The sequence below is a fragment of the Frankia torreyi genome, from assembly GCF_000948395.1.
In the GTDB taxonomy this organism is placed as follows: Bacteria; Actinomycetota; Actinomycetes; order Frankiales; family Frankiaceae; genus Frankia; species Frankia torreyi.
The window spans coordinates 42622-68951 of the sequence record NZ_JYFN01000016.1; the positions used below are offsets into that span (position 1 = coordinate 42622).

Consider the following 26330-nt stretch of genomic DNA (forward strand, 5'->3'; position numbering starts at 1 on the left):
AGTGTCCGCCATGGCCGTGCTCCCCATCCGTACCGTCGGCGACCCTGTGCTGCGCACCCCGACGGCGCTCGTGACGACGTTCGACGCCGCCCTGGCGCGGCTCGTCGACGACATGATCGACACCATGTACGACGCGCCCGGTGTGGGGTTGGCCGCCCCGCAGATCGGCGTCGGCCTGCGGCTGTTCGTCTTCGACGTCGGCTACGACCCGCGCGACGTCACGGTGCCCCGCGTGCCCCGCGTCGTGGTCAACCCGGTGCTGGAACTGGGCGCCGACGGCGAGCGGCAGCACGGCCAGGAGGGCTGCCTGTCCGTGCCGGGCCTGCACTTCCCGACGACGCGGGCCCTGCGGGCGAGCGTCCGCGGGGTGGATGTCACGGGTGCGGCCGTGGAGTACGCCGGCGAGGGCCTGCTGGCCCGCTGCTTCCAGCACGAGGTCGACCATCTCGACGGCACCCTCTACCTCGACCGGCTGACCGGCGAGGACCGCAAGGCGGCCGTGCAGGCGTTGCGCGAGCCACCGCCGAGCCCGGAGCAGGTGCGCGCGGCCGGCGAGGAGCTACGCGCCCTGCGCCGCGCGGACCAGTAGACGGGGACGGCCTGGTGACGGGGACGGCCTGGTGACCTCGTGCGGCCTGGTGACCTCGTGCGGGCAGGTGACCTCGTGCGGGCGGTGACGGCGGCATGGCGATGCGGGGCGGGCTATCTTGGCATCCTCCCGCCCACGAGAATCGCGAGAACGCCGTCCGGGAGAATATGCCGCCCGGGAGCACGCCGGTGCATTGACGGTGTCGGCGACGTGACGATGTCGGTGGAGTGAGGAGTGGCAGCGGTGGCGGAGTTCTCCGGCGGGCCGTACAAACGGCCGTTCCGGTTCAACATTCAGTGTTCCTCGCCTGCGCAGGTCGACGCCCGGTCGTGGGCGGACCTCGCCCGGCAGGTCGAGGACCTGGGGTACGCGACGCTGACCGTCTCCGACCACCTCGACGAGCAGGTCGCTCCGATCGCGGCGCTGATGGCGGCGGCGGACGCCACGACCACGTTGCGCATCGGCGCGATGGTGTTCAGCAACGACTACCGGCATCCGGTCGTGCTCGCGAAGGAGGCGGCCACCCTCGACGCGCTGTCCGGGGGCCGGTTCGAACTCGGCCTCGGCGCCGGCTGGATGACGTCGGACTACGAGCGCGCCGGCCTGCCGCTGGACCCGCCGGGGGTGCGGATCAGCCGCCTCGCCGAATCCCTCGCCGTCATCAAGGGCATGTTCGCCGACGGCCCGCTGACCTTCCACGGCACGCACTACCAGGTCGCGGGGCTCAGCGGCACGCCGAAGCCGGTGCAGCGCCCCCACCCGCCGATCGTCATCGGCGGCGGCGGGCGGCGGCTGCTGACCCTGGCCGCACGGGAGGCCGACATCATCGGGCTGAACATGAACATGGTCGGCGGGGTCATCGACGCCTCCCTCGGCCCGAACGCGACGACGGCCGCCACCGAGGAGAAGGTCGGCTGGATCCGCGAGGCGGCCGGCGCCCGGTGGGACGAGCTCACCCTGCAGGTGCGCATCCACCTGGCGATCGTCACCGACAACCGCGGCGAGATCGTCGAGCAGCTCGCCGCCGGCTTCGGGCTGACCACCGAGCAGGCCTACGCCACCCCGCACGCGCTGTGCGGCTCGGTCGACCAGATCGTCGACGATCTCGTCGAACGCCGGGAGCGGTTCGGGATCAGCACCATCGGCGTCGCCCTTGACTCGCTGACCGCGCTGGCACCCGTCGTCGCGCGGCTCGCGGGCACCTGACCCGCCCGCCGGGCACCGCCGCGGTCCCGCCGTCCCCGCGGCCAGCCCCGCCGCCGGTTGCATCGTGAGTCCCGAATCCGTCCGAACGTCCGTCGTCGTCGAGGAGCCAGCGTTGGTCGAGCACATGAAGTGGTGGGGTTGGGGCCGGGAGAGTGTCTCCTTCAGTCACAGCGACAAGCCCGACCTGGCGCCGTTCGTGCGCACGAACATCGGTCTGGACATCACCCGCCCGCCCGCGCAGCCGCCGGCCTTCGCGGACCTGACGATCCCCGCGCCGACGCTGCCGGAGCCGCTGCGCGCGGCGCTCGTCGCCGCCGTCGGCGCCGAGCACGTCCACACCGACGCGCACATGCGGGTGGTGCACGCCTACGGCAAGAGCCTGCGTGACCTGGTCCGGATCCGCAACGCCGACCTCGGCCGGCTGCCTGACGCCGTCGTCTACCCGGACGGCGAACAGGCGGCGCGCGCCGTGCTCGCCGCGGCGCTCGACGCCGACGCGGTGGTCATCCCGTTCGGCGGCGGCTCCAACATCTCCGGCAGCCTGGAGGCGCCGCGCGCGGAGACCCGGCCGGTGATCTCCGTGGACCTGGGGCGCCTCGACCGCGTCCTGGAGATCGACGCCGACGCCCGGCTCGCCCGCATCCAGGCCGGCGCGCTCGGTCCGCACCTGGAGGAACAGCTCAACGCCCAGGGCTGGACGCTGGGTCACTTCCCGGACAGCTTCTCCCACTCCACCCTGGGCGGATGGATCGCCACCCGTTCGTCGGGCATGCAGTCCGACAAGTACGGCGACATCGCCGAGATCACCCGGGCGGTGCGCGTCGTCACCCCCGCCGGCGTCCTCGCGACCCGGCCCGTGCCCAGCCAGTCGACCGGGCCGAGCGTGCGGGAGATGATCCTCGGCAGCGAGGGCCGGCTCGGCATCATCACCGAGGCGACGGTGCAGGTCCACCGGGTGCCCGAGCAGCGCGTCATCCTCGGCTACTTCTTCCCCACCTGGGACGACGCGCTCGTGGCCATGCGGGAGATCGCCGAGAGCGAGGCCAGCCCGACCGTCACCCGGGTGTCCGACGCGAACGAGACCCGGTTCTCCTTCGCGACCCGCAAGAAGGGTTCGCTCGCCTCGGGGCTGGTCTCCGCCGGGCTGAAGCAGTACCTGCGCCGGGTCCGCAACTACGACCTGGACGCGATGTGCCTGTCGTTCATCGGCTTCGAGGGGACGCCGACGCACGTCAAGGCCCAGCGCAAGCTCGTCGGCGAGATCGTCGGGCGCCACGGCGGCATCTGCGTCGGCACCGGTCCCGGGCAGCTCTACGACCAGAAGAAGTTCGACACCCCCTACATCCGCGACTTCCTGCTCGGGCAGGGCGCGGTCGCGGACGTGTCGGAGACGTCGGCCTCCTGGTCCCAGCTCGGTCCGCTCTACCGCGGCGTGGTCGCCCGGGCCAACAAGGCGTTCGCGGAGATCGGCGTCGACGGCTGGATCATGTGCCACCTGTCGCACTCGTATCATTCCGGCGCCTGCCTGTACTTCACGTTCGCCTACGCCTCCCCGGTGACCCTCGAGGCGATCGAGGGCTATGACACGGTGAAGTCCGCGATCCAGCAGGGCTTCCTCGACCTCGCGGGCACCCTGTCGCACCACCACGCGGTCGGCGTCGAGCACGCCCCGTGGCTCGACGACGACATCTCCCCGGCTGGCGTGACTCTGCTCTCGGCGCTGTTCGACGGCATCGACCCCGGTCACAACCTCAACCCCGGCAAGATCATCCCGGGTACCGGTGCGGGTGGTGGGCCGGTGGGGGACTAGTCCCGGAGGGATGGTGGGGATGCGCACGATTCTGGTGGTCGGGATCGGGGCTGGGGATCCTGACCAGCTCACGATCCAGGCGGTCAAGGCTCTCGGCCGCGCCGACGTGTTCTTCGTGCTGGACAAGGGGCCGGCCAAGGACGACCTGGTCAGGCTGCGCCGGGAGATTCTGGACCGGCACGTCGGCGCCGGCGGCTACCGGGTCGTCGAGGCCCGCGACCCACGCCGTGACCGGAACCCGGCGGATGCGACCGCCTACGCCGCCGCCGTCGAGGACTGGCATGATCGCCGTGCCGAGCTGTACGAGCGGATGATCCTCGACGAGCTGGCCGACGACGGCTGCGGCGCGTTCCTCGTCTGGGGTGATCCGTCGCTCTACGACAGCACGCTGCGCATCATCGAGCGGGTCACCGCCCGCGGCCGGGTGGCGTTCGACTACGAGGTGATCCCCGGGATCACCAGCGTGCAGGCGCTGGCCGCGAGCCACCGGTTGGTGCTCAACCGCGTCGGCGGCGCCGTCGAGATCACCACCGGCCGCCGTCTCGCCGAGGGGTTCCCACCCGGGGTCGACGACGTCGTCGTCATGCTCGACGCGGACACCACCTTCCGCACCCTCGACGACCCCGACCTCGATATCTATTGGGGCGCCTACCTCGGCACCCCGGACGAGATGCTCATGCACGGCCGGGTCGCCGACGTCGGCAGCTCCATCGCCCGCACCCGCGCCGACGCCCGCCGCCGCAAGGGCTGGATCATGGACGTCTACCTGCTGCGCCGCCGCCCGCCCGCGGCCCCGCCCACCCCTGGCGACCGTCGCCCGTCCGCCTCCGACGCCGCCTCCGCCTCCGACGCCGCCTCCGCCTCCGACGCCGCCTCCGACGCCGCCTCCGCCTCTGACGCCGACGCCGACGCCGACATTCTCGACCAGCGTGCGCCCTGGCGGTGATGACCCCCGAAGGGCCGGAAGGTTCGACCGTGCTCGAACCTCGGCATCATCCCGTGCACATCCGATGGCGAGAATGCCTCAGCTGGCGATGAAGTCGAGCAGTTCCTGGTTGAAGTCCTGCTCGAACCGGCCGGTCAGGCCGTGCGGAGCACCGGGGTGGACCTTCAGCGTGGCGCTGGGCAGCAGCTTCACCGAGCGGGACGACGAGACCTCGATCGGCACGATCTGGTCATCGTCGCCATGCGAGAGGAGGACCGGGATGTCGATCTTCTTCAGGTCCTCGGTCAGGTCCGTCTCGGAGAACGCGGCGATGCAGTCGTAGGCACCCTTGACCCCGACCGTCATGCACATCTGCCAGAAGGCGTCCCGGGTACCCTGCGACACGGTCGCGCCGTCGCGGTTGTTGCCGTAGAACGGTTCGCCGAGGTCCCGGTAGAACTGCCCCCGATCGGCGGTCAACCCGGCGCGCAGGCCGTCGAAAACCGCCCTCGGCGCGCCCCCCGGATCGCTGTCGGTGGCGAGCAGGTGCGGCGTCACCGCGCCCCGCAGCACAGCTCTGGCCACCCGGGCGGAGCCATGCCGACCCAGATAGTGGGCCACTTCGCCCCCACCGGTGGAGTGGCCGACCAGGACGGCGTCGGCCAGATCGAGGGCCTCGATCACCTGGGCGAGGTCGTCGGCGTAGGTGTCCATGTCGTTGCCGTCCCAGGTCTGGCTGGACCGTCCGCCGCCACGGCGATCGTGGGCGATTCCGCGGTACCCGTGGTCGGCGACGAGCTTGAGCTGGTTGTCCCAGACATCGGCGGTCAGCGGCCAACCGTGGCTGAACACGACCGGCTGGCCGGAGCCCCAGTCCTTGTAGAAGATCTCGGCGCCGTCCCTTGTGGTGATCGTGGGCACGGTGATCATCCTCCCGTCGGCAGGTCTGCTGTGGCGTCCGCCAGGGCGCGGCCGGGCGCGGTCTCGCCGGGGCTGACAGTAGACGCTGCGTAGCCGATCAGGCCGGTATGGCGACGCGGTGCGCCGGCGCCACGATCGCATCGCACCGTGGCCGTCCGTTCGGCCGACCGGCCGGCCGCCGCCGCCGGGTCAGCGGGCGGGCACGGGGGACTGGGCGGCGGTGTCGGGCTGGGCGGCGGCGAGGCTGAGCTCGTCATCGACGGGGGCGAAGAAACGGTCGATCTCGGCCGGGTCGACCTCGTCGAGGCTGGCCGGTGACCATCGAGGGTTGCGGTCCTTGTCGACGACCGCCGCCCGGATGCCCTCGACGAGGTCCGCCGTCGTGAGGGTCGCCCGGGCCAACCGGTACTCCTGGTCGAGCGCCGCCTCGAGGCTCGTCATCGACCGGGCGGCCCGCAGTGCGCGCAGCGTGACGGTCAGCGACGTCGGACACTTGCTGCCGATCTCCGCCGCGTCGGCAGCCGCCGCCGGCATGGGGCTCGCCGCGAGCGCCGCGACGATCTCGGTGACCTTGTCGCTGCGGTAGAGCTCGTCGATCCACGCGCGGTCGGTGGTGAGGTGCCCGGGCGGCGGGGTGTGGGCGGCGAAGTCGAAGGCGGCGAGCGCGGCGGCCGGGTCGGCGGCGTGGCGCAGCGCGTCGAGCAGCTCGGGGATGCGGTCGGCGGGCAGGTAGTGGTCGGCCAGGCCGGCGGTGATCGCGTCGGCGGCGCCGATGCGGGCCGCGGTGAGCGCGAGATGCGTGCCGAGTTCACCGGGGGCGTGGGACAACAGCCAGGTGCCGCCGACGTCGGGAATGAAGCCGATGCCGACCTCGGGCATGCTCAGCACCGACCGCTCGGTGACGATGCGGACCCCACCGTGCGCCGAGACGCCGATGCCGCCGCCCATGACGATCCCATCCATGATCGCGATGTACGGCTTGGGAAACCTGCCGATGCGGGCGTTGAGCCGGTACTCGTCGGCCCAGAACGCCAGCGCCCGCTCGGGTGTCCCGGCGAGCACCGCCGCGCGGATCGCCCGGATGTCCCCGCCGGCGCACAGCCCGCGCTCGCCCGCACCGTCGATGACGACGGCAGCGACCGTCGGGTCGTCCGCCCAGTCCCGCAGCGCCGCGTCCAGCAGGCCGACCATGGTCCCGGTGAGCGCGTTGATCGACCGCGGCCGGTTCAGGGTGAGCCGCCCGAGCCGCCCGCCCTGGCCCTCCCGCCGCACCAGCACCTCCGGCTCCGGTGCCGTCCCGGGTGCCGAACCGGTGCGGTACGGGGCATCGGCCGCGTGCGGAGACATGGATTCGCCATCCTTCGAGTCGGAGAGCACTGAGTCGGAGAGCACTGAGTCGGAGAGCATGGGGTCGGAGAGCATTGCGTCGGGGAACGTCGGTCGGGCAACGTCGGTGATTGCGGTTCATCCTGCCGGCCCAGGGCCGCACGCGGTAGGGATCGCCCCCAGCGGCCACCGAGCCCGACCAAGGTCATCCGACATCGTGGCCCAGGTTCCGGCGACGATCAGATGATCGTTTCGTTGCCGCGATAAATGGGATGCGACGGGTTGTGGTGGCGTGCCAATCTGACGGCCATAGCTCCTCTCGGCAGCACCGACCTTGACCCGGCGGCCTACGGCGAACACATCGCCGACGTATATGACGAGTGGTATTCCGCGCCGGACAGGCAGCCCGAGGTGGCCGTGGCGGTCGACTTCCTGCGGACGCGGGTCGGCGCCGGGCCCGCGCTGGAACTCGGCGTCGGAACGGGGCGCCTCGCCTTGCCGTTTGCGGCCCGCGGGACGGCCGTCGTCGGCATCGACGCCTCCCCGCGGATGGTCGCCCGGCTGCGGGGCAAGCCCGGCGGGTCCGAGATCGAGGTCGTGGTCGGCGACTTCGCCGAGGTCGACGCCCCGGGCGGACCGTTCGGGCTGGTGTATGTCGTGTTCAACACCTTCTTCGCGCTGGCCGACCAGGATGCGCAGGTGCGCTGCTTCGCGAACGTGGCGGCCGCGCTGCGGCCGGGCGGCGTGTTCGTCATGGAGGCGTTCGTCCCGGACGTCGTCCGGTACGACCGAGGTCAGCGCGTGCAGGCGGACCGTCTGGACGGGGAGACGACGCACCTGAACGTCTCGCTGCACGACCCGGTCTCCCAGCGGGTGCGCAGTCACCACATCGTCCTTGGGTCGGGCGGTGTGGGCACCTATCCGGTCGACATCCGGTACGCCTGGCCGAGCGAGCTGGATCTGATGGGCCGACTCGCCGGCCTGGAACTCGCCGAGCGATGGGCGGGTTGGAACGGCGAGCCCTTCACGGCGACCAGCACGTCCCACATCTCCGTCTGGCGCAGGCCGCAGTGACACATCAACCGGGGGCCGCGCCCCGGCCGGGGACCTCGCATCAATCTGGCGTGGACGGGCCGGCGTTGAACCGGGCGCACTGGGACGAGCGGGTGCCACTTCACCTGAACGGTGCGTTCTACGACGTGGCGGGGTTCAGACGGCGTCCCGACGTGCTTCGGGCCTTCGAGGTGGCCGAGGTCGGCGAGGTGTCCGGGAAGCGGCTGGTGCACCTGCAGTGTCATATCGGGTTGGACTCCCTGTCGTGGGCGGGGAGGGGGGCCGCCGTGGTCGGCCTGGACTTCTCCGCGCCCGCGGTCGAGGCGGCGCGGGCGCTCGCCGTCGAGATCGGGGTGGATGCCCGGTTCGTCGTGGCCGACGTGTACGACGCGGTCGAGGCGCTGGACGGCGAAACCTTCGACGTCGTCTACACGGGCGTCGGCGCCCTGCCCTGGCTGGCGGATCTGCACCGGTGGGCCCGGGTCGTGGCACGCCTGCTCGCGCCCGGTGGGTTCCTCTACCTGGCCGAATCCCATCCGTTCGCCCACACCCTGGACGAGGCCACCGGCACCACGGTGGCCTACGACTACTTCGCCGAGGGGCCATTCGTCTCGACCGACACCGGCAGCTACGCCGACCGCCTCGCCGCCACGACGCAGAACACCACCGTGCAGTACGAGCACCGGCTCGGCAGCGTGGTCTCGGCGATCGCCGCCGCCGGTCTGCGGATCGAGTTCCTGCACGAACACGACAGAGCCCTGTTCGCGCAGTTCGAGTCCCTCGTCCGCGGCCCGGACGGCTTCCGCCCGCCCGAGGGTCGTCACCGTCTGCCGCTCATGTACTCGCTGCGAGCCACCAAGCCCGGCCACCCGGACGCATGATGCGGTTCCGCCCGGAGCCGGAGCCCGGGCGTGGCGCGGTTCCGCGGAACCGCGGCGCCGCGGAACACCATGATCATCGGGGTTGAGGGCGCGCCGCAGGGGTCAGACGACGTCGCGTTTTTCGGGGAAGTGGCAGGCGACCTGGTGGCCGGGGGCGCGTGCGAGCAGGGGTGGGGTCTCGGTGCGGCAGATCTCCTGGGCCTTCCAGCAGCGCGGGTGGAAGCGGCAGGCCGCCGGCGGGTTCAGCGGGCTGGGCACCTCGTCGCGCAGGCGGATGCGTTCGCGGCGGCGGTGGCTGGTGGGGTCGGGGATCGGCACCGCGGACAGCAGCGCGTGCGTGTAGGGGTGCAGCGCGCCGGAGAACAGGTCGGTGCGCTCGGCGAGTTCGATGATCTGCCCGAGGTACATGACGGCGACGCGGTCGCTGATGTGGCGCACCATCGACAGGTCGTGGGCGATGAACAGGTAGGTCAGGCCGAACTCGGCGCGCAGGCCGTCGAGCAGGTTGATGATCTGCGCGCGGATGGACACGTCGAGGGCGGACACCGGCTCGTCGGCGATGATGAGCTTGGGGCGGGTGGCCAGCGCCCGGGCGATGCCGATGCGCTGGCGTTGGCCGCCGGAGAACTCGTTGGGGTAACGGTTGTAGTGCTCCGGGTTGAGGCCGACGAGTTCGAGCAGTTCCCGGACCCGGGCGCGGATGCCGCCGCGGGGCACCTGCTTCTGGATGCGCAGGGGCGCGGCGACGATCGCACCGATGGTGTGGCGGGGGNTNAGCGACGAGTACGGATCCTGGAAGATCATCTGGATGTCGCGACGCAACGGGCGCAGCTCGCGCGTGGACAGGTGGCTGATGTCCCGGCCGTCGAAGACGACCGAGCCGGACGTCGGTTCGAGCAGCCGGGAGATGAGCCGACCGGTCGTCGACTTGCCGCTGCCGGACTCGCCGACCAGGCCGAGCGTCGTGCCGCGGTCGATGGCGAAGCCCACCCCGTCGACGGCGCGGACCGCGCCCGCGCCGCGGCGCACCAGCGTGCCGCGGCGCACCGGGAACAGCTTGGTCAGGTCGGTGACGCGCACCAGCTCGTCGCCCCCGCCGGTCGAACGGCTCCGCGGTGCGCTGGCCTCGGCGGTCGCCGCCGGTCCAGCGCCGGATGCCGGTGCGTGGGCGGGCTGGGCTGGCACCGCGCCCTCACCGGCCGGCGGGGACGGCGAGTCCTTCGTCAGGTGGTCGTTCATAGCGTGGGAAGCACCTCCTCGCGCAGCAGGCGCCGGCGTTCCGCGACCGGCAGGTGGCAGGCGACCCGGTGGCCGGGGGAGGTCTCGGCCAGGGGCGGGCGCGTCGTGCTCGTCGCGGGCCCGGCGAGCTCGCGGTAGGTACAGCGGGGATGGAACGGGCAGCCCGGCGGCACGTTGATCAGGCTCGGCGGGCTGCCCGGGATGGTGCGCAGCGTGGTCTCGAGCTGGCGGTCGAGCCTGGTGATCGACTGCAGCAGGCCCCAGGTGTAGGGGTGTTCGGCGTGGGCGAAGACCTCCTCGACTCCGCCGTACTCCATCGCCTGCCCGGCGTACATCACCAGGATGTCGTGGCTGATCTCGGCGACCACGCCGAGCTCGTGGGTGATGATGACGATCGCCGAGTTGAACTCCTTCTGGAGCTCGCGCATCAGGTCGAGGATCTGCGCCTGGACGGTGACGTCGAGGGCGGTCGTCGGCTCGTCGGCGATGAGCAGCTCCGGGTTGCAGGACACCGCCATGGCAATCATGGCCCGCTGTCGCATGCCGCCGGAGAACTGGTGCGGGTAGTCGTCGAGGCGCCGGGCGGGTTCGGGGATGCCGACGAGGTCGAGCAGCTCGGTGGCGCGCCGGCGGGCCGCCGCCTTGCTCACCCGGTTGTGCACCCGGTAGGCCTCGACGATCTGGTCGCCGACGGTGAACTGCGGGTGCATCGACGACAGTGGATCCTGGAAGATCATTGCCATCCGCCGGCCGCGCAGCCCGCGGACCCGTTCGGCCGGCGCGGTGACGAGATCCTCGCCGTCGAGGCGGATCTCCCCGGCGATGCTGACCCGCCGGCCGCGCCGGTGCAGGCCCATGATCGCCAGGCTGGTGACGCTCTTGCCGGAGCCGGACTCGCCGACGATGCCGAGCGTGCGGCCGCGTTCGACGGAGAAGCTCAGCCTGTCCACGGCGTGCACGACGCCGTCGTCCGTGCGGAAGCTGACCGTGAGGTCGCGCACCTCCAGAAACGGCGTGCCGCTCGGCGCCGGCGCCGGCGCCGTGGCGGGGGTCGGGGCTTCGGTGGTGGACGTGGTGTCGGTCATGACGGCCGCACTCTCGGGTCGATGAACGCGTAGGTGACGTCGACCAGGACGTTGGCCAGGATGATGAAGAACGCCGCGAACAGCGTCACCCCCATCGTCACCGGCAGGTCCTGGGTGTTCACCGCGTCGATGGAGATGGCGCCGAGACCGCGGAAGCCGAACGTGTGCTCGGTGAGGATCGCGCCGCCGAACAGCACCCCCAGATCCAGGCCGAAGATGGTGACGATCGGCGTCAGCGCGGGGCGCAGCGCGTGTTTGCCGATCACCGTGCGTTCCCGCAGGCCCTTCGCGCGCGCCGTCCGGACGTAGTCCTCACCCAGAGTCTCGATCATGCTGGCCCGGGTCAGCCGCTGGTAGTTGGCGGTGTAAAGCAGCGACAGCACGAGCCACGCCGGGATCAGGTTCCACGCCCACAACGCCGGATTGTGGGTGAAGTCCACGTAGTGGACGTTGTCGATGATGTGCCATTTGTAGCTGACGAGCAGCAACAGCAGCAGCCCGGTGAAATACACCGGCAGCGACACGCCGGCCAGCGACACCGCGGCGGCGATCCGGTCGAACAGGCCGCCGCGGCGCACCGCCGAGATCACGCCGGTGCTCACGCCGACGACGAGGAACAGCACGGCCGCGCCGATCGACAGCGACGCCGTCACCGGCAGCGCGTCGACGATCTCCGACCACACCGGCTGGTCGTTGCGGAAGGAATAACCCAGGCACGGCGCCGGGCACCAGCTTCGATCCGAGCCGGAGTCGAAGTGGCGGCCGACGAAGACGCCCCGCAGGAAATCCCAGTACTGGTCGACGTACGACCGGTCGAGGCCGAGTTTCCTCGTCACCCCGGCGATGGTGGCGGGGTCCGGGCTGCGCCCGGCGAACAGCACCGCCGGATTGTTGCCCAGCGCCTTCGGAACGACGAAGAACAGGACGAAGGCGAGCACGCTGACCAGCCACAGGATGACGATGCCGCCGATCAGCCGGCCCAGGATGAACCTGGCCACGTCACCTCCCTCGGACAGTGGGTCGGGACCGGGCCCGCGCCGGCGGACACTCGCGGCGGAACGCCGCCGGCGCGGACCCGGTCATTCACTTGACGACGCCGAACTGGGCGAAGTCCGCCATGCCGTACGCGGAGGTGAAGTAGATGTTCGTCGTGCGGTCGCTGAACAGGTTCAGCGCCTTGTCGTAGACCAGCGGAATGTAGGCGGCGGACTTCACGACCGCCTTGTCGGTGTCGGTCCAGATCCGCTGGGCCTTGGCCTCGTCGGTGGTGGCGATGCCGTCGTCGAGGCCGGAGTTGACCGCCGGGTCGTTGAGCTCGGCGTAGTTGCTGTTCCCGGCGGGGAGGATCTTGCGGCCGTCGACGATGGAGCTCAGCATCGCGTACGGCGTCGGCCAGTCCGGGCCCCAGGCGGCCATCGCCAGCCCGATGCCGTTCTTGTGGACGTTCGCCGGGATGCCGATCGTCGAGGAGAAGTACTGCGACGGGGCGCTCTTGTTGATCGTCACCTTCACGCCGATCTTCGCCAGCGACGCCTGGACCGCCTCGGCCTGCGCGACCTCCTTGCCGTTGCTGCGGCTGGCCAGCGTGGTGGAGAAGCCGTTCGGCTGGCCGCAGGCGGTGAGCTCCTGCTTGGCCTTGGCGACGTCGCCCTTGCTGCCCGCGGTCGGGAACAGGTCGAAGGACTTGTAGTACTTCAGCGGCGGGGTGAGCATCGTCGTGGCGACCGCGCCGCCGCCGACCGGGCCACCGCGGGCGAGCTGCTGGGCGGTCTTGTCGAGGGCGTAGGCGACGGCGTTGCGGCAGTGGACGTTGTCGAACGGCTTGACCTGCGTCATCACGGACAGGTAGCGGATGAAGCCGGTGACGTCGTTGGTGGTCCGGTCCTTGCGCAGCGACGGATCGCCGAGGATCTTGTTCTGCGCGCTGATCTGCACGCCGGTCTGGCCGACGTAGAAGTCGGCGCTGTTGGCCAGCAGCCGGTTGTCGACGTCGTCGAGGTCGAGGCCCATCGTGACCTCGATGCGGTCCGGCAGCGCCTTGTTCACCGTGTCCGTCTTCGGGTCCCAGTGCGGGTTGCGGACGAAGGTAATGATCTTGTTCGGGGTGTACTTCTCGATCTGGTACGGGCCGGAGGAGACCGGCTTGAAGGTGTAGTTCGCGCCCGTGTCCTTGGCCTTCGGCACCGGGGTGACGCCCGGCAGCGCCATGACGAAGTTCCAGTCCGCGAACGGCTTGTTCAGGTGGAAGGTGATCGTCTTGTCGTCCGGGGTCTCGACCGACTTCAGACCCAGCTTGTTCGGGTCGGTGTCCTTGTAGGGGCCCGGGTAGGGGGCGCTGGGGTCGTCGAGGTAGTCGATGAGGTAGGTCGGGCCGCCGTTGATGACGTCGGTGGCGAAGACCCGCTCGACGGCGTACTTGATGTCCTTCGACGTGATCGGCGTGCCGTCGGCGAACGTGATCCCGTCCTTGAGCGTGTACGTCCAGGTCTTCAGGTCCGACGAGGTCGGCACCGCGGTCGCCAGGTCACCGGTGAGCTTCGGCGTGCCCGGCTGCGGGGAGTAGGTGACGAGCTGGCGGGAGATCCAGCGCTGCTGGTCCCAGCAGTTCGCGTAGTACGTGCGGGCGGGGTCCCAGTAGTCGCAGTCGGAGTCGTTCAGGGCGCGCAGCGTCCCGCCGGACTTGTCGGACGGGTGCAGCAGCGCGTCGCTGGCCCCCGCCGACGAGGTGCCGTTCGACGAGCTGCTCCCCGAGGATGTGCCATTGGATCCGCCGCTCGAACCGCCGCCCCCGCTGCTGCCGCCGCACGCGGCCAGCACCAGCCCGGCGGCGGCGGCGAGCGCCCCCATCCGGATGAGATTTGCACGCCGTTTCATGAATCTCCCTCACACGTGTGCCGGTCCCGCCGTGTCGCGGGCGGGTCGGCCCGGATGTCCCGCGGGATGACCGGCGCGGGAAGCCGGCAGGCAGCGGCGCGCCGGGCGCCGCGGGTGGAGCGCGATCATCGGCCGCCGCGTGGGTCGAAGGCGTCGCGCAGGCCGTCGCCGAGCAGGTTGAACGCGAGCACGGTGGCGAAGATTGCCAGTCCCGGGGCCAGCATGAAAATCGGCTCGATGCTGTACCAGCCGTGCGAGGCGACGGCCAGCGAATCACCCCAGGAGGCGGTCGGTGGCCGGACCCCGACCCCGAGATACGACAGCGCCGCCTCGTTGAGAATGTTCGTGGGAATGAGCAGCGTCGCGTACACGAGTACCGGCGCGGCGACGTTCGGCAGCAGCTCCCGGAACATCACCGTGAACGTCCCCGCGCCGAGCGAGCGGGACGCCTCGATGAACTCCCTTTCCCGCAGCGACAGCACCTGCCCGCGGACGATGCGTCCGATGTACGGCCAGGCGAATATCCCGATGACGAAGACCAGTACCCCGATCCGCAGCCCCGAACCCGACAGACCGAACGCCTTGTTCGGAATCACCGCCACGATCGCGATCGCGAACAGCACCGACGGCACGGACAGCAGCAGGTCCATGAGCCGCGCGATGATCGTGTCCCACAGCCCGCCGAGATACCCGGCGAGCATCCCGAGAACCGTGCCGATGATCACTGCCGTCGCGGTCGCCAGGAGCGCGACCAGCAACGATACCCGCGCGCCGTAGACGGTCCGGCTGAAGATGTCCCGGCCGTTGACCGGCTCCACCCCGAGCAGATAATGCCAGCTCATCCCGCCGAAACGCCCCCGTGGCGCGGCGGTGTTCGGATCAAGAAGGTCGTAGTGCGGCTCGTTCGGCGGATGTCCCAGCAGCGAGACCATGACCGGCGCGAATATGGCGATCAGTGCAAGGAGGATCAGGAAGACTCCGCTGATCATTGCCGGTTTGTCGCGCCGCAGCCGGATCCAGCCGGATCGCCATAGCGATCGACCCTCCGGCTGAACGACGGCCGGGGCGGCAACAGATTCGACCATCATCTCGCCCGGCGGAGCCGTCATCGTCCTACCACCACCCATCCTGGCCGCGAATTCGTCTTCCCGATGCGGTCGCGGGAACGCTAGCCAGCCGCAGTGGTGATGAATAGCCGTGGACGGTAGTTGACCCGGAAACTTTTCGTCTTCGCTACATGGCGCGCGCCGCCGACATCATCAGATTTTCTTCGGACATACATCGAAGACATCGCTGTAACACCGACACGTCGATCACCTGTGTGGACCCGGTGCCACAACCACCCGTATCGGTCACAACGGGTCAGACCGGACGCCCTCTGGGGCGCTGCAGATCTTGCCGGGGCCGGCGACAGGTCCGGGGCCGGCGACAGGTCCGGGGCCGGCGACAGGTGCCGGGGTCAGCGGGAGATGCGGATGTGCCGCCTACTGCGGTGGCCCGCGGCGACCGTGGCCGATGGCCGGATACCGGTCAGGGCGCCCGCATCGGCCTTGCCCGCATCGGCCTTGCCCGCATCGGCCTTGCCCGCATCGGCCCGAGAGTCGGCGTCGTGACTCTCGGCCAGGGTGGGGGTGCCCGGGCTCTCGACCAGGCCGTCGGGGACGTGGCGGGCCGGGCGGGGGCCGATGGGCAGCGGGTGATCCGGGCGCAGGCTCGCGACGATTCGCCAGACGCCCCGGTAGCCGTGGGTCACGTGGAGGTGGTAGTCGAGGTCGCCGGTGCTGAGAAAGCGCTCGGCGCAGGCGAGGTCGGAGCGCGGGCAGGGGTAGACGGTCACGGGGACCTCCCACGGGCGGATCGCGGTCGGCGGCGCGGATCGCGGTCGCTGCCGCGGATCACGCCTTGGGCGATCACCGTGGGGCCACCTCGGTCGGGGACGCGGCGACGCAATGCTGCTGGTCGGCTACGACAATGTTTCACGGTACGGTCCGCGGTCGGCATGCGCATCCCGGGCGGGGCAGACTGGAGGCATGCCTAGCGCGCCGTCTTCGTCCCCCGACCCGACCGGTGGCATCCGGCTGCCGGTGACCGCACCGGACGCCGAGGGTGAGGTGGTCGAGCTCTGTCGGGACCTGCTCCGCTTCGAGTCGGTCAACCGCGGCAACGGCGACGGCCACGAGCGCCCGATCGCCGAGTACGTCGCCGCGAAGCTCGCCGAGGTGGGGATCGAGCCGACCATCCTGGAGTCGGAGCCGGGCCGTACCAGCGTCGTGGCCCGCATCGAGGGCACCGACCCGTCCCGCGCGCCGCTGCTCATCCACGGCCATCTCGACGTGGTGCCCGCCGACGCCAGCCAGTGGCGGGTGCCGCCGTTCTCCGGTGAGGAGGTCGACGGCTGCCTGTGGGGGCGCGGCGCCGTCGACATGAAGGACATGGACGCGATGACCCTCGCGGTTGTGCGCGATCTCGCCCGCTCCGGCCGCAAGCCGCCGCGCGACCTCGTCGTCGCCTTCCTCGCGGACGAGGAGGCCGGCGGTGTGCTCGGCGCCCGCTGGCTCGTCGAGCACCATCCCGACCTGTTCGCCGACTGCTCCGAGGCCATCGGCGAGGTCGGCGGCTTCTCCTACACCGTCTCCGACGACCTGCGGCTCTACCTCATCGAGACGGCCGAGAAGGGCCTGGCCTGGATGAAGCTGACCGCGTCCGGCCGGGCCGGGCACGGGTCGATGATCAGCGACGACAACGCGGTCACCGCGCTGTGCGAGGCGGTGGCGCGCCTGGGGCGCCACGAGTTCCCGCTCGTGCTCACCCCGACGGTGCGGGTGTTCCTCAACGAGCTGGGGGAGGCGCTCGGCGTCGAGTTCGACCTCGACGACCTGCAGACCACGGTCAGCAAGCTCGGCCCCGTCGCCCGGATGATCGGCGCGACGCTGCGCAACACCGTCAACCCGACCCAGTTGCAGGCCGGCGAGAAGGTCAACGTCATCCCCGGCGAGGCCACCGCCTACGTCGACGGCCGCTACCTGCCGGGCCAGGAGGAGGAGTTCATCCGCCAGCTCGACGAGATCCTCGGACCGGACATCCGCCGCGAGTGGGTCGTCCACGACGGGGCCGTCGAGACCGGTTTCGACGGGGCGCTGGTGGAGGCGATGGGCGCCTCGCTGCGCGCGGAGGACCCGATCGCCCGGCCGGTGCCCTACATGCTCTCCGGCGGGACGGACGCCAAGTCCTTCTCCCGGCTGGGGATCCGTTGCTTTGGCTTCTCCCCCCTGCTTCTGCCCGCGGACCTGGACTTCTCCGGGATGTTCCACGGCGTGGACGAGCGGGTGCCGGTCGAGTCCCTGCGCTTCGGCGTCCGGGTCCTGGACCGTTTCCTGCGCGCCTGCTGACCTCGCCGGGTCGCCGCGGTGCGGGGTCTGCTGTTCGTGGAGGCCCAGGACCGTGGTTTCGCCGTGCGTGAGGCAACGGAGTCGGGTGCGGTCGGGTGTGCCGAGCGGCTTTTGTCCTCGGGTGTGCGACTGAGAGTGCGATCTCCATGCCTGTTCCCGTCGACTCGCGCACTTCGGCGCTTCCGGCGCACGCGAATCGGTGGACGGGTGGCGACTGGCAGGAGCGGCGAGACCGGAGGCCGAACGGTGAATGACGCCGCGCCGCAGTACTGAAATCTGTACTTCGGTACTGTGGATATGCCTCGGTGTCGGGACGTCGTGCTGACGGCACCATGTTCCGGCGATTTCGCGGCGACTTCGAGGGTCCTTCCGATGGTTACCTTGTCATCGCGATCATCGTCCTGCGACGACGGAGTCGCGCCGCGACCTCCTCGGCGTCGGCGCTGTCCGTGGCGGGATTCGTCGGTTCATGCCTTTCCGCGGCGATGATGATGGCTGCGCCGGCCAGGCGTTCCCCCCGGGGGTCCCACCAGGCCGGAGGGGGACACGGGTCGGGCGGCGGGTCCGGCGATCGTGCACGCGTAGCCGGCGTGGGCGCCGAGCAGCGGATGGTGCACGGCGGCGCGCTTCCGGTCGTGCCGGTTCGGGGCGACGACGCCGGTGGGCGGAACGGGCTGGCGGTCGCGTCGGCTCACGGCATCCGCCGGCCGCGCAGCACGCTGTCGACGAGCAGGAAGAACGCGCCACCCCACAGGTGGGTCGTCAGGGCGTCGGCGCTCGCCAGGCCCGTGACGAGTAGGACCGCTGCGGCGGTGAGGCCGACGACCACCCGCAGCACGGCGGCAGCCGCCCAGAGCGGTGGCGGTTCCGGGTCGCTCGAGGCGGGCTCGATCGGTTCGTGGAGATCCTCCCTGCCCTCCGGGAAGTCCCCGTTCCCGGGAGATACGTGTTCCCTCGGGGGCGGGGGTTCGTCGTTCCCCGGAGGTTCGTCGTTCCCTGGGGGTTGGCCGTTCCCCGAGGGTTCGTCGTTTCCCGAGGGTTGGTCGTTGCCTGGAGGGTCGACACTGGCTGTGTTGGCCTCGAGAGGGTCCACGTCGTGGGCACAGTGTGCCAGGACGACGACCACGACGACAGGCAGAAGCTGTTGGCGTGGGGTGGGCTGGACCATCGAAGTCTCTCCTTTGATCGATCTTGCTGTGGGTGGCCGTTCCATCGCGGTGGAGTGGCGTTGAGTGCCTGGCTGAGCGGCGTCGAGGTGCTGCCGTCGGGCTGCGGCGACGGACGTCCCCCACCCGAGTGCGCGGACAATGCGGCCGACACGGCACCACAGCGACGATGGAGTAGCTCAATCTAGCTACACCGGTGGCACTATGTGACTAGTACCAGGCGGTGTCAACATCCACTCGCGGGGGAGGGGGCCACGGTGACGTCGGTCCGGGTGCGCTCGGGTCGAGCGGCGCGAGATCGGCGCCCGACCCCGCGCGGTGCCCCCGGTCCCCGTGTGCGGGGACCGATCGTCGGCCGTGAGAAAACACCGGCGCCTTTGCAGGTGCATCACCCTTTACTTCTCCTTCCGGGGGCGGACAGTCGGACCGTACGTGGGATTCCGGCTGGATGTCCACCAGTAAGACCACCCGGGAGAATGCGTGGCAAGATGACGCAACAACGGCTTTGGGGTGGGGCCGTTCGCGATGCGCGTGTGGACCGGGTGCGACAGGCATGTCGCATCCGGAGCCGGCGTGCTACCAGCCCTGTCGTCGCGATGCGACTGGGTTTCCGCATTCCGTCGTCACTCGAAAGAAGGACCGATGCCCGGGGCTCCACAGCGGTCCCCTCGGCAGCTCGCCGACCCTGACCTGGCCGCACTCATCGAATACCGACACGATCTTCACCGGCGTCATCCGGTGCCCGCCGACCAGATCGCCCGCTGGATCCTGCCGGACGATCCCTGGAAGAACCAGCGGAGTCTGTCGAGGAAGATTCTCCGTCTGTTCCAGGATGGAATAGGAAAATCGTCTGCCCAATGGATCTATTTTCAGGGGCAGATCCAACTCGGGGTCCCGCCCGAGGATCGCGACACCGCGCTCGACGAGTGCGGCCGCCTCTACCGCAAGGCGTTTCCGCAGGCCACCGACTGTCCGTACCCGGCGGCCGACCCCGTCGCCGCGGGTTTCGACCCGCTTCGAATCGTCATCCGCACCCAGGACAGGCTGTTGGAGAACGCCCTGCACGAGCTCAGGCAGATGCAGGCGTTACTCGAGGAGACGCGGTGGGAGGCGCGGACGCGTGAGGCCGGCCTGAGCGCCGCGATCGACTCCCGCGACCACATCCTCGAGGTCGGGTCCAGGGAGTGCGACCGGGCGCATCGCGAGGCCGCCGCGGCCCGCGACGCGCTACGTGCCGCCACCGAACGGGCCGCGGGGCTCGAGGAAGAGGCGCGGGCCCTCACCGCGCAGAAGCAGGAGCTCGCCGCACAGGTGGCAGAGCTCGCCGTGCAGATGACGGAGCTCGCCGACCAGGTGCAACGGTTGCGACAGCAGGTTGCGACTCCCGCCGACCGTCCAGGACACCCCGCCGCGACCACCTGCGCGGTGACTGTCGCATCAGCGCCCGAGCCCCCGGCGGCGCCCGAGCCCGAGCCCCCAGCGGCGTCAGCATTCGCGGCGGTGCCCGCATCGCTCGCGGCGGTGCCCGCATCACGGCCGGCCTTCGACGCGCCGTTACCCGCCGGCGGGTGGCTTCCGCGCGGGCTGCCGCTCGCGGACTGGAAGGCCCGCCACATCCTGGTCTGCTGGATCCTGGCGCTGCATCTGCCGCTGATCGCCGGCTACGCCTGCTACCAGGGCGCGTCTGTCGGCCACGCCCTGGTCGCGGCGCTGCCGCCGCTGCTGCTGCTCGCCGCCGCGGGGCTGCCGGGGGGACCGCGAATCCGCACGCTGGCCGCGGGCGCCGGACTGCTGTGCTCCTCGACGATCCTGATGTTCCTCGCCGGCGGCGCCTGCCAGCTCGTCCTGCACTTCGTCGTCGTCACCGCCCTGCTCGCCCTGTACGAGGACTGGACGACCCATCTGCTCGGCCTGCCCGTCGTGTTCATCGCCGACCCCGTCGTGCGACACACCGTCGCAGGCGGCCGTGATCCGTTCGGACCCGTGTGGATCGTCGGCGGGTTCGTCGTCGCGCTCACCGGCGTCCAGCTCGTCCTGCGCCGTCACGGCGAACAATCCCGCCAACGGGCCGCCCATTACCGCGGCCAGCTCTACGAAGGGCAGGAAAGCCTCATGGCCCGTATCGAGGAGACCGACCGGCTCCGTAGCGAACTCGTCACGACCGTCAGCCACGAGTTCCGCGCACCGCTGGCCGGCATCCGCGCCACCCTGGCAACCCTGCGCAGCGAGCGCGACCGTCTGTCCGACGCCCGGATCGACGAGCTGCTCGACGACGCCGCCGGGTCCTCACGACGCCTGCATCGCCTGCTGGAGAACATGCTCACCGCGGCGACCGCCACCGCCGTCGTCGACGACGACGTCCGCACCGACCTGCCGTCGGTGCTCGCCGAAGTCGTCGAGACGCTGCGGGCCGCCGTCCCCGCCCGCGCGAGCAGCGTCATCATCGACGCCGCGGGCCGCCTGCCCGTTCGGATGGCCCACGGCGCGCTGCACCAGCTCGTCACGAACCTCCTCGACAACGCCGCCACGTACGCCCAGCCTGGCGCCCCGATTCGGCTGACCGCCGGGCAGGTCGGCGACGAAGCCGTCCTACGCGTGCGCAACCCCGGACCCGACCTCGACCCCGACACCATCCGCGGCCTGTTCGAACCGTTCGGCCGTCACCCCGGCGCCGAGGGCCGCCCCGAGGACGGCGCCCAACTCGGCCTGTATGTCGTGCGCCGGCTCGTCGAGGTCCACGGCGGCCGGCTACGGATGACCGCCCAGGACGGCGAGATCGTCGTCGAGGTCAACCTCGCCACCGCCTCCACCGCGGGCACCGCCTCCACCGCGAGCACCGCCACCACCGCGAGCACCGCCTCCACCGCGAGCACCGTCGGCACCGTCGCGCCAGCACCGCCCGTCCCCCGGTCGCACCCCACTCCACCGGCCGCCGTGCCCGCCCAAGCCCGTGCTCACGCCCGCGCCCGTTGACGCAGACTCGGGCCCGGCCCATCGCGGCGGCTGGGAGGCGCACGTGCCGCCGAGGCGGCCCATGGGTCAAGGATGACAGGTGGCCCGGGTCACTCCTGCGCCCCCGGCGGGCGCGGTTTCCTGGACAGACACGTCCCGTGCCGCTCGTCCGTGAAGTGTCACCCGTCGTGTAAGTGTTGCCGTCGCTGCGTGACATCATGGCGGATGTGACCGACGACGCAGTGTCCGCCGCTGGCCTCGGGCCGTCCGCCGAGGTCCCGGCGGACGGCCCGTCGGTCACCTTCGCCTATCTGGTGCAGGTCAGTCTGGACGGCAGCCGGTGGGTGGCTGATCGGACGGAGCCGTCCGGCGGCTTCGAGCACAGCCCGGGTACCGCGGCGCAGGTCGCCTGCCAGGTGCTGCGCCGCCGTTTCGTCCAGTTGCGGGCCGACGAGGACGCCCGGTGGCGCGACGTGTGGTTCCGCGCCGACGTCTGGTCCCTCGACCGGCCCACCGGCTCGGCGCAGGCTGGCCAGCCGGGTTCGCCGGGGGTCCCGCTGACCGGCTGGGCGCTGTCGGGGCGGCATCTGCAAAGCCGTGGGATTGCCCCGGACGCCGTGGAGGTGCGCACGCCCGCCCAGGTTCGCCGCGAGGTCGGCCGCTGATCGGAGTCGGGCCGCGGCGGTGAGGCGCCCGCGCAACATGCTGGGCGGGGGGCGGTGAGGCGCCCGCGCACCGTGCCGGGCGGCGGGGCCCGTGGTGGGCGGAGCGGCGTCAGGTGGGCAGGTAGCCGGGCAGGCCGCCCGGGCGCCGGCGGCGGCGCAGGACGACACGGCGCGACCCGTCGGGGAACAGGCGCAGGCGTTCCAGCTCCCAGTCGCCGAACTCGGCGTGCATCGTCAGGATCTGCACGGCCGCCCGGCGGTCCGTTCCTGGCGGCATGTACAGCTTCTGGTATTCCAGCTCGACCCCAGCCAAAGCGACCTGACCTCGACTTTGCGGACGATGGGACGGTTTGCCGACAATGGGACGGTTTGCCGACGATGGGACGGTTGCCGACGACGGAATGTGGCGGACGGTGCGACGGGCACGGGCGCGAGGTCCGGATGCTCCGTTACGGCGGGGGACAGGGCCACCGTTCGGCCCCACCACGTTAACCGTCCCGCTACCTCCCGCAAGGGACTGCGGCGCGTTGGGGGCCCGGCTGTTGCGGGTTCGTACCGGCCTGCCGATCATGACACGGCGGGCTGGCCGGCGCATCGGCGACGGGCGGGACTTCGGCGCACGCAGAGCGCCCCGGGGGAACGTAGGCCACGGGGCCGCATGGAGGAGGGCGCATGGCGGACTTCAGGACGCGGCGGGCCTCAGGGGACGTAGGAGAGGGTGAAGGCCAGCGTGGCGTAGAGCGTCATCGCCGCGGTCGAGGCGACGAGGGCGAACGTGAAGACTTCCCGGCGGGCGGTGACCAGCGCCGCGACCAGCAGGAACGGGAAGGCGCCGTAGACGTAGCGTTCCGCCGAGTCGAGGTTGCTGCCGGTGAGCACGGCCGCGAGCACCAGCGCGCTCCACAGCACGTAGGAGACCGGCAACCGCCGGGCCATCACCACCAGGCCCACCAGGGCCAGCAGCAGCCACGGCACGTGCAGGCCCGTGCCCAGCTCGCCGGAGAAGGCCCCGCGGGCGGCGTGCCACAGCACCGACAGGGGGTTGCCGGTGCTGCCGTGGCGGGCCTCGTCACGTTGGAGGGNGAACGGCGCCAGGCCGTCGCCGTAGGTCCGGGCCGACCAGAGCACGTAGATCGCGGCGCCGGCCGGTGCCGCGAGCACTGCCACCAGTCGGCGTAGCAGGTCCCGCGGGCCGATGCCGCCCGCCGGCGCGGCCCGTCCGGATCCGCTCGCCGCGGCGGCCCGCTCCGCCTCGTTCGCCGCAGTGGCCCGCTTCGTCCCGTTCGTCCCGTTCGCCGCGGTGGCCCGCCTCGCCCCGTTCACCGGGGTGGCCGTCGGGGGGCCGAGGCGGCGCAGACCGGGCCAGGGCAGTCCGCGGGCCGCCTCCACGGCGACGGGGACGGCCAGCAGGACGCCGAGCGGCCGGCACAGCCCGCCGAGCAGGGCGGCCGCGGCCGCGAGCTCCCACCGGCGGCTGCGCGCGCCGAGGAACACCGCCACCGCCAGCAGCCCGGCCAGCGCCTCGGCGTATCCCATGACCAGGACGAACGCGGGCGGCGCGAGGGCAGCGAACCAGATCAGCCGGAAGGTCGCGTCCGAACCGAGCCCCTCGAGGCGGGCCAGGCGGACCAGCGCCAGGGCGAAGCCGACGGCGCACAGGTTGACCACCAGCAGCAGCACGATGCCGACATGAGCACCGGCGCCCGGCAGGTGGGACAGGACCCGCACCAGCGTGGGCAGCAGCGGGAAGAAACGGCGGCTTTCACTGCCGGCGCCGCTGTAGCCGACCTCGGCGATCGTCTTGTACCAGCCGGCATCCCATCCGAGCAGGTCGGTGGTCTGCAGCCGGGCACCCTGGTCGCCGCGGGCGTTGTCGGCGATGAACTTCGTCATCGCCAGGGCGGCGCCGACGACCAGCCGGGCGGCGAGCCAGGCGAGTACGACCTCCCGCAGGCACCACGGGTCGTCCCGGCGGACCAGCGCGCGTCGCCGGCCCGCGGTGCGTCGGCGAGACGCGGATCGGGTGCCGTCGAATGGGACGGTGCCACCGGGTGGGACGGTGCCACCGGGTGGGACGGTGCCGGCCAGTGGGGCGATGCCTTCGAGTGGGGGAGGGGGGTCGCGCGGGATGGTGGAGTCGCCTGGGGCGGCGGGAACGGGCGGGGGGACGGCGGGGTCGTGCGCGGGGGGCGTCCCCGGCTCGGATGCCGGGCCTGGGCCCGGCTGTGGACCGGGGTGGGCGGACGTCCCCCGCGCGGTGGTCACTGCGCCTGGAAGCGCAGCAGCGAGTAGTTCTCGTACACCTTCGCCGGCAGGCCCTGCTCCATGACCTCGTCCGCATGCGGGCGGGCGTTCTGCAGGGTCCCGCGGACCTGCGTGCACAGCACCTCGTAGGTCCGGTAGGAGCCGGAGCCGGCGAGGAAGACGGTGTGCTGCGGGCCGGCCTCGGTCAGCGCGCGCCGTGCGATCGCCTGGCCGTCGGCCTTGGCGTTGCGATCCTCGTAGTCCACCCAGTCGACCCGGTCCGGTGGCGCGTAGGTCGGCACCACGTACACCTTCAGCCAGGACGGGACGGTGCGGGCGAGCCCCGGGCCGAGCTGGTCGGGGCAGACCAGCATGACGTCGCCGGGTCGCGCGAGCCGCTGGAGCACCTGGGCGGCCTCGCCGGCCTGCGACCGTTCCCGCCGGATGTCGGTGGTGCCGGCCAGCAGGCCGACCAGGGCCGCGACGGCGACGACCCCGTGGAACACCCGCCGGTCCCCGATGATCGTGGCACCCAGGCCGATGACGAGCAGGAACGGAACGAAGGCGGTAGCGGTGTACCGGTCGGCCCAGGCGTTGCCGACGAGCTTGCCGGCCGTCACCGCGACGACGAGGGTGCCCGTGGCCAGGAAGAACATCGTGCGGCCCGGTTCGAGACCGCGCAGGTCGATCAGGATGAACCGGCCGCCGGGACTGCGCCCGGCGATCCCGGCGGCGGCCAGGCCCGTGATGAGAAACAGCAGCAGGCGGCCGAGGGTCGTCGGTCCGCCGGCCCACTGGCCGTAGGCGTGGGAGATCGCCGCGTAGCTGGCCGGCTCGCCCCAGGGGGTGCCGGTGTGGGCGAGCTGGTTGAAGAAGTTCGGCAGCCACGGGGAGAAGACGATCGCGCCGCCGACGATGCCGAGCAGCCCGTAGACCGGCCCGCGCCGTTGCGGCGTCAGGTATCGGCTGGACGACGGGGACCGGCCGGACGACGGGGACCGGCCGGACGAACGATGGCTGCGCGCGCCGGGCGGGCGGCCCGTCGGGCCGCCGTTGACCGCCCCGGCTCCCGGCCGAGGCATGGCGGCGGTCGCCGGCATCGAGGAGACCGGCCCGCTCGGCGGCGACACCAGCCCCGGCGGCGACACCAGCCCCGGCGGCGACATCGCGGCGGTCGGCGGCGCCGCCGCGGTCGCCGAGGCCACGCCGAGCTGGCGGGCGCGGCGCGCGCGGTACCAGGGGCGCAGGGTGAGCAGCCCGGTCAGCCACACGGCGACGGTGAGCAGCAGGTACAGGCACCAGTAGTGGGTCAGCGCCAGGCAGCCGGCGGCGAGGGACAGTCCGATCACCGAGCGCACCGACGGCGCCCGCAGCACCCGCTCCAGGGCGAGTCCGCCGAGCGCGGTGAGCAGCACGATCAGGCTGTACATCCGGGTCTCGGTGCCGAAGTACAGCGCGAACGGCGAGGTCAGGTACAGCACGACGGTGACCTTCGCCGCGCGGGCGTTCACCACCCGGCGGGCCAGCACGAACAGCGGCCATGCCGCGGCGATGTTGATCACGGCGGACAGGGACCGGACGGCGAGGTTGGTCTCCCCGAACACGGCGATCCACCCGTGCAGCACCAGGTAGTACAGCGGCGGTGAGCCGTCCTGCAGCAAACCGTCCCACATGGTCACGCCCGACCCGCCGAGGGGGAGTCGCGCGATGGCGACGCTCTGCGCCTCGTCGAGCCACAACGCCTGGTTGGCGGTGAAGCGCACGATGACCGCGGCGGCCACAAGCACCCCCACGACCACCGCGAACATCCGCCCCGCGCGGTCGGGCGCGTTCCCGACCCGGTCGACCGGCCCGGGGAGCTGCTCCGCCGGCCGGACCGCGACATCCGTCACGGTCAGTCCCTTCCGTCCACGTTGCCCGCGGTGCGGCGGGGTCAACCGGGCCACGATCCGGCCGACCAGGCAGGTCCGCACCCGGTGCAGGTCTCGTGCGGCAGCCCCCGCGC

At 71.6% G+C, this 26330-nt stretch carries 21 protein-coding genes and 1 pseudogene; 9 read left to right on the forward strand and 13 right to left on the reverse strand.

Features of this window, described 5'->3' with window-relative positions; genetic code table 11:
* Positions 1-10: 10 nt before the first annotated feature.
* The 4 genes from def to cobF all read left to right on the forward strand — a co-directional run bounded on the left by def (position 11) and on the right by cobF (position 4551).
* Positions 11-589: a peptide deformylase gene (gene def / locus FF36_RS12325; protein ID WP_044885184.1), complete on the forward strand. Its 579-nt coding sequence runs from the start codon at positions 11-13 to the stop codon at positions 587-589.
* 234 nt (positions 590-823) lie between these two features.
* The gene (locus FF36_RS12330) at positions 824-1795 is read left to right on the forward strand and encodes an LLM class F420-dependent oxidoreductase (RefSeq protein WP_052681070.1); all 972 of its coding nucleotides are present in this window, start codon (positions 824-826) and stop codon (positions 1793-1795) included.
* Positions 1796-1859: 64 nt separating this feature from the next.
* Entirely contained in the window at positions 1860-3605 is a 1746-nt protein-coding gene (locus tag FF36_RS12335) for an FAD-binding oxidoreductase (RefSeq protein WP_242422453.1), read from the forward strand.
* A gap of 19 nt (positions 3606-3624) precedes the next feature.
* Positions 3625-4551 (forward strand): precorrin-6A synthase (deacetylating), encoded by a 927-nt coding sequence (cobF, locus tag FF36_RS12340; RefSeq protein WP_242418298.1) that lies wholly within the window; start codon positions 3625-3627, stop codon positions 4549-4551.
* A gap of 78 nt (positions 4552-4629) precedes the next feature.
* Here the strand turns inward: cobF and FF36_RS12345 are convergent, their stop codons facing one another.
* Positions 4630-5451 carry an alpha/beta fold hydrolase gene (locus FF36_RS12345; RefSeq protein WP_044885237.1) on the reverse strand — a complete coding sequence of 274 codons (822 nt, stop codon included), beginning with the start codon at positions 5449-5451 and terminating at the stop codon, positions 4630-4632.
* Positions 5452-5640: 189 nt separating this feature from the next.
* Complete coding sequence (locus FF36_RS12350; RefSeq protein WP_242418300.1) at positions 5641-6798, reverse strand: enoyl-CoA hydratase/isomerase family protein; 1158 nt, start codon at positions 6796-6798, stop codon at positions 5641-5643.
* Positions 6799-7059: 261 nt separating this feature from the next.
* On the opposite strand from FF36_RS12350, the gene FF36_RS12355 reads away from it, so the two are divergent.
* Complete coding sequence (locus FF36_RS12355; protein ID WP_242418301.1) at positions 7060-7851, forward strand: class I SAM-dependent DNA methyltransferase; 792 nt, start codon at positions 7060-7062, stop codon at positions 7849-7851.
* A gap of 92 nt (positions 7852-7943) precedes the next feature.
* Positions 7944-8711 (forward strand): class I SAM-dependent methyltransferase, encoded by a 768-nt coding sequence (locus FF36_RS12360; protein ID WP_242422455.1) that lies wholly within the window; start codon positions 7944-7946, stop codon positions 8709-8711.
* A 102-nt stretch (positions 8712-8813) separates the two neighbouring features.
* Here the strand turns inward: FF36_RS12360 and FF36_RS12365 are convergent, their stop codons facing one another.
* The 7 genes and pseudogenes from FF36_RS12365 to FF36_RS37800 all read right to left on the reverse strand — a co-directional run bounded on the left by FF36_RS12365 (position 8814) and on the right by FF36_RS37800 (position 15746).
* Positions 8814-9470, reverse strand: a complete 657-nt coding sequence (locus FF36_RS12365; protein ID WP_339325605.1) for an oligopeptide/dipeptide ABC transporter ATP-binding protein — start codon at positions 9468-9470, stop codon at positions 8814-8816.
* Positions 9471-9486: 16 nt separating this feature from the next.
* A pseudogene (locus FF36_RS37795) lies at positions 9487-9950 on the reverse strand (ATP-binding cassette domain-containing protein); the annotation flags it as partial.
* Positions 9947-11035: an ABC transporter ATP-binding protein gene (locus FF36_RS12370; RefSeq protein ID WP_044885187.1), complete on the reverse strand. Its 1089-nt coding sequence runs from the start codon at positions 11033-11035 to the stop codon at positions 9947-9949. The pseudogene FF36_RS37795 and the gene FF36_RS12370, both read right to left, overlap by 4 nt.
* Positions 11032-12033 (reverse strand): ABC transporter permease, encoded by a 1002-nt coding sequence (locus FF36_RS12375; protein WP_044885188.1) that lies wholly within the window; start codon positions 12031-12033, stop codon positions 11032-11034. Before FF36_RS12375 ends, FF36_RS12370 begins: the two co-directional genes overlap by 4 nt.
* 85 nt (positions 12034-12118) lie before the next feature.
* Positions 12119-13909 carry an ABC transporter substrate-binding protein gene (locus FF36_RS12380; RefSeq protein ID WP_044885189.1) on the reverse strand — a complete coding sequence of 597 codons (1791 nt, stop codon included), beginning with the start codon at positions 13907-13909 and terminating at the stop codon, positions 12119-12121.
* A 125-nt stretch (positions 13910-14034) separates the two neighbouring features.
* Positions 14035-15018, reverse strand: a complete 984-nt coding sequence (locus FF36_RS12385; protein ID WP_044885190.1) for an ABC transporter permease — start codon at positions 15016-15018, stop codon at positions 14035-14037.
* Positions 15019-15368: 350 nt separating this feature from the next.
* Complete coding sequence (locus FF36_RS37800) at positions 15369-15746, reverse strand: hypothetical protein (protein WP_242422458.1); 378 nt, start codon at positions 15744-15746, stop codon at positions 15369-15371.
* A gap of 193 nt (positions 15747-15939) precedes the next feature.
* Between FF36_RS37800 and FF36_RS12395 the strand changes: the two genes are divergently transcribed.
* The gene (locus tag FF36_RS12395; RefSeq protein ID WP_044885191.1) at positions 15940-17298 is read left to right on the forward strand and encodes a M20/M25/M40 family metallo-hydrolase; all 1359 of its coding nucleotides are present in this window, start codon (positions 15940-15942) and stop codon (positions 17296-17298) included.
* A gap of 467 nt (positions 17299-17765) precedes the next feature.
* Here the strand turns inward: FF36_RS12395 and FF36_RS35425 are convergent, their stop codons facing one another.
* Entirely contained in the window at positions 17766-17993 is a 228-nt protein-coding gene (locus FF36_RS35425; RefSeq protein ID WP_044885192.1) for a hypothetical protein, read from the reverse strand.
* Positions 17990-18136 (reverse strand): hypothetical protein, encoded by a 147-nt coding sequence (locus FF36_RS35430; protein WP_157866931.1) that lies wholly within the window; start codon positions 18134-18136, stop codon positions 17990-17992. Before FF36_RS35430 ends, FF36_RS35425 begins: the two co-directional genes overlap by 4 nt.
* A 970-nt stretch (positions 18137-19106) precedes the next feature.
* Between FF36_RS35430 and FF36_RS31500 the strand changes: the two genes are divergently transcribed.
* Both FF36_RS31500 and FF36_RS12415 read left to right on the forward strand, forming a co-directional pair.
* The gene (locus tag FF36_RS31500; protein WP_199865379.1) at positions 19107-21437 is read left to right on the forward strand and encodes a sensor histidine kinase; all 2331 of its coding nucleotides are present in this window, start codon (positions 19107-19109) and stop codon (positions 21435-21437) included.
* A gap of 197 nt (positions 21438-21634) precedes the next feature.
* Positions 21635-22081, forward strand: coding sequence for a hypothetical protein (locus tag FF36_RS12415; protein ID WP_044885243.1), 447 nt, complete (start codon positions 21635-21637; stop codon positions 22079-22081).
* 109 nt (positions 22082-22190) lie between these two features.
* On the opposite strand, the gene FF36_RS12420 is transcribed toward FF36_RS12415, so the two are convergent.
* Both FF36_RS12420 and FF36_RS12430 read right to left on the reverse strand, forming a co-directional pair.
* Positions 22191-22394, reverse strand: a complete 204-nt coding sequence (locus FF36_RS12420) for a DUF5703 family protein (RefSeq protein ID WP_009737761.1) — start codon at positions 22392-22394, stop codon at positions 22191-22193.
* A gap of 1948 nt (positions 22395-24342) precedes the next feature.
* Positions 24343-26217: a glycosyltransferase family 39 protein gene (locus tag FF36_RS12430; RefSeq protein ID WP_044885244.1), complete on the reverse strand. Its 1875-nt coding sequence runs from the start codon at positions 26215-26217 to the stop codon at positions 24343-24345.
* Between the last annotated feature and the right edge of the window lie 113 nt (positions 26218-26330).